The organism is Neisseria weixii (genome assembly GCF_042658245.1).
Lineage (GTDB): Bacteria > Pseudomonadota > Gammaproteobacteria > Burkholderiales > Neisseriaceae > Neisseria > Neisseria weixii.
In genome coordinates this window covers 1-3,896 of sequence record NZ_JBHSPY010000060.1, presented here as the reverse complement: position 1 = coordinate 3,896, position 3,896 = coordinate 1, and the positions used below count along the sequence as shown (strand labels likewise).

Below are 3,896 nucleotides of genomic sequence, written 5' to 3'. Positions count from 1 at the left end.
CCAAGAGCGGCATCGGCACCCGCAACATCGTGATTGCAAACGACACCGACGGCACACAGGCCAAAGCGGCCTATACCGCCACCCGCAGCGAAACCGCTGAAGCGGATTCAGGCCGTCTGAAAAATGCGTTTGATAAAGACGAAGTGCAGCGCGAGATTGATTTGCAGCGGAACGTGAGTCAGGATTTCAGCAGAAATGTGCAGGAAGCCAGAACGGAAATCAACCGCCATTTGGATGATTTGAAGCATCAATTGGCTACCCGTCAAATCAGTCAATCGGAATATGATGAAAAACTGAACGACTGGCAACGCGGTAAAGTTCTACTGAATGCGTTGGCGGCGGGTTTGAGCGCACCTACCAACAGCGTATTAGGCATAACTGCCGCTACCGCCAGCCCTGCGGTTTCGTATGAAATCGGTCTGTATTTCAAACAGAATCAAAAAGAAGGTTCGGCTGCACATATTGTCGCCCATGCGGTATTGGGGGCAGCTGTATCGGCAGCTGGCGGAAACAATGCTTTGACGGGGGCGATTGCTGCCGGAGGTGCGGAAGCCGCAGCACCGTATGTAAGCCAATGGCTGTATGGCGAGAGAGACGGCAGTAAATTAACCGCTGAACAGAAGCAGACGGTTTCGAGTATCCTGAGTTTGGGTGGGACTGCGGTTGGTGCGGTAAACGGCTTGGCTACGGATGTTGTGGCAGCGGAAACGGCTGCACAGACGGCGGTGGAGAATAATGATTTATTGCAAATAATTTCCCCTAGCTCTGCTGCATATTATTCCAAGAATGAATCTCATAAAAATGCAATGAAAATGATTTCAGAATTAAGAAAATTTGAAAATTCCGTTATCGTCGTTAATGGATTACCTTATGTTTTAGGCCTAGGTGGCTCAGCCCTCATTCCTCTTTCCGGAACGGGGGAGGCTCTTGTGTTGAACGAGGTTGGTAAGAAAGCAATTCTTACAGCTGCTGGGAAAGGAGCTGTAGTTGGAGGAAGTGTGGACTTAGGAATGCAGTTTCTTTCGTGCAAATTTAATCAAGATACAAATTGTGGTTCATCATTAAATTACCAAAGAGCAGCAATAGCAGGTGGCGTTTCTGCTGTAACAGCTGGTACAGGCAATTATATGGCCGGTAGTTTGGCGGGAGTAAAACAAATGGGGATGCTAGATGTAGTTAAAAATAGCAGTAGTATTAAAACGTTTCTAAAAAACAACCCAACATCTTCGGTAATCTTTTTAAATGAATTTACTTTAAATAAACTGTATTCGACAACATTTAAAAGAATTGAAGAGAAAAATCATAAAGGAGTAGAAAAATGAATCTGATATTAGAAGTAATTTTAAGTTTTTTCTTTAGTCAATATGATTTTTCGCAAAAAAAATATGTTAATGCAGTAGCTAAGGGAATTCTACTAGGAATAATTATGTTCTTATTATCTTTTTTAAATACTATTTTTAAATCAAACTTAGATTTAAAATTTATAGAATTAATAGTCATCTTTCTAGAAAGTGTTCTAATTGGTATTGCTATTATGTCATTAGTTTATTTGATTGATCGCATTTTCAGTAAGCTATAGCAAGCCGTAGCCTGCATGAACTCTAAAATCCACAGGTAGGGTGTGTGCCTCAGCACGCACGCGTTCTAAGGATTTGAATCTGATGCCGTCTGAAAACTGATAAGACTTTTTTCAGATGGCATTTTCTCACCCGCAGCGAAACCGCCGAAGCGGATTCAGGCCGTCTGAACAACGCGTTCGACAAAGACAGGGTACAGCGCGAGATAGATTTGCAAAGAAGCGTGAGTCAGGATTTCAGCCGCAATGTGCAGGAAGCCAGAACGGAAATCAACCGCAAAGCCGAAGGCTACAAAGCACTCGCCAAAGCAGCGGAAGACAACGCTGCCCAAGCATTACAAAACGGCGATTTGAATGCCTACCGCGAAGCCGTACAAACCGCCAATGAACACCATCAAAAGGCCGACAACTGGCAAAAAGGCGGCGTAGCCCTAGCTGCCGTGGCCACAGGTTTGAGCGCACCGACCGACAGCGCATTGGGTATCGCCGCAGCGACAGCCAGCCCTGCGGCGGCCTACCAAGTCGGCCAATACTTCAAAGGACTGGCGAAACAGAATTCAGACGGCAAACTTACCGCTAAACAGGAAACCGCCCACATCCTCGCCTATGCGGTATTGGGTGCGGCAACGGCAGCGGCGGGAGGCAACAACGCCCTGGCAGGAGCGATTAGTGCAGGCAGTGCCGAAGCGGCCGCACCATTAATCGGCAACTATCTCTACGGAGAAAAAGACGGCAGCAAACTGACGGCGGAGCAGAAAGAAACCGTAACGGCGATTACAAACCTGTTGGGAACGGCTACGGGGGCGGCAGTCGGAAACAGCGCGACAAACGCAGCACAAGGCAGCCTGAATGCACAGGGGGCAGTGGAGAATAATTATGGAGTAAGTGCCATATCCAAAGGAAGACGGGTTATCCGCATCATTCAAAGAGGCAAGCGGCTTACCCCTAAAGATGCATTACCCGTTGCGGAAGCAGGGCTTGTTGTTGCTGCCGCTTGTGCAATAACGGGTAATTGTGATGCTTCACTGGTATTAAAAGACGTTTGGTCCGGAGAGTTTGAAGACAGTTATATGGCTTCGGGCAATACAGATAATGCAAATGACAAAAAAACAAATGCACAATCTGCCGCTGTTTCGCAATCATCAGCGGGGGCACCTATGCCACCTGATGATGAACCAAACCCAAAAGAACAAAATTCATCTAAAAAAGTTTCTGAAAAAACACTAGATGAACTTTTAATTGATGCTAATAAACCAATTAATGAACAAGGTATCAGCCAAGCAGCTAGAGCTTGGGCAAAACATGCTGGCCGTCCAGGGGGTACTTTTGAACCGTTAAAAGGTAATGTTCAACAGCAGAATCAATATGTTTCCAATTGGATTAAGGAAGTTATCAACAATCCTAAAACTATAAAGACTCAGCTTTCAAGAGGCGGCGTATCCTATAGATTACCAAATGGACGAGGAGTAGCCTTTGGGCCAGATGGTCGTGTAAATTTACTTGACCCAAGTACAAATATTAGGAATTTAATAAAATGATTGAAGATTTCAAATTAATTTTTATAGACCAATATGAATGTGAATCTCTAATGATACAAATAGAATATCAAGGACAGATATTATGCAGAATAGATAAAGAAAATGGTAATGATGACATGAAAATTCATTTTTATCCTGATTTTTATGTAAATAATGAAGATAGCAATATGAAATTTTCGTTAAACGAATTTTTAAAAATTCTAGATATTGCGAAGAATGAGTTATCTTTATGCCCTTAAAACTTTAAACAAGCAGGTTTAGCAAGCGTGTATCATGCAGCCGTACAAACCACCAATTATCACCATCACAAAGCCGACGACTGGCAAAAGGCGGCGTGGCCTTGGCTGCGGTGGCCACAGGTTTGAGAGCACTGGCCGACAGCGCATTGGGTATCGCCGCCACCACCGCCATCCCTGCTGCTGCCTACCAAGTCGGCCAATACTTCAAAAAGCAAGCGTAGGTTGGGCACTCGCTGCCCACCATCTTAATTTAATGTTGTTCTTGTAAATAAACTGATGCAGTCGACGAAGCCCAGTTCAAAGCACTGATGGAAGCCGGCATCACCTTACCGCCCAAAGCAGCCAAGTCATCGGCGGCGGCCAAGTCAGCCTGGTGGCCGACGAAGGCCGTCTGAACATCACCGGCTCGGATGCGGCGGGTAAAGAAGGTACCCTGCTGCGCGCCCAAGACATCGTGCTCCAATCGGCCGAACAACACCACAGCGAACGCAGCGACAACCGCAGCAGCGGCCGGAATGCCGGCGTTGCCGTCAGCTACGGCCA

Annotated in this window: 6 protein-coding genes; all 6 read left to right on the top strand. The window is 46.0% G+C overall.

Annotation, left to right across the window (positions count from 1 at the left end; translation table 11 throughout):
* A partial coding sequence (locus ACFPVS_RS13475; protein ID WP_378595853.1) for a VENN motif pre-toxin domain-containing protein occupies positions 1-1,322 on the top strand: 1,322 nt, incomplete at its 5' end.
* Entirely contained in the window at positions 1,319-1,579 is a 261-nt protein-coding gene (locus ACFPVS_RS13470) for a hypothetical protein (RefSeq protein ID WP_096295067.1), read from the top strand. The genes ACFPVS_RS13475 and ACFPVS_RS13470, both read left to right, overlap by 4 nt.
* A gap of 221 nt (positions 1,580-1,800) precedes the next feature.
* On the top strand, positions 1,801-3,114 hold the full coding sequence (locus tag ACFPVS_RS13465) for a VENN motif pre-toxin domain-containing protein (protein WP_378595852.1): 1,314 nt from the start codon (positions 1,801-1,803) through the stop codon (positions 3,112-3,114).
* Entirely contained in the window at positions 3,111-3,353 is a 243-nt protein-coding gene (locus tag ACFPVS_RS13460) for a hypothetical protein (protein WP_096295065.1), read from the top strand. The genes ACFPVS_RS13465 and ACFPVS_RS13460 overlap by 4 nt, the downstream gene beginning before the upstream one ends.
* Positions 3,354-3,448: 95 nt before the next feature.
* Positions 3,449-3,574 (top strand): hypothetical protein, encoded by a 126-nt coding sequence (locus tag ACFPVS_RS13455; protein ID WP_255419179.1) that lies wholly within the window; start codon positions 3,449-3,451, stop codon positions 3,572-3,574.
* 152 nt (positions 3,575-3,726) lie between these two features.
* A partial coding sequence (locus ACFPVS_RS13450) for a hemagglutinin repeat-containing protein (protein WP_378595854.1) occupies positions 3,727-3,896 on the top strand: 170 nt, incomplete at its 3' end.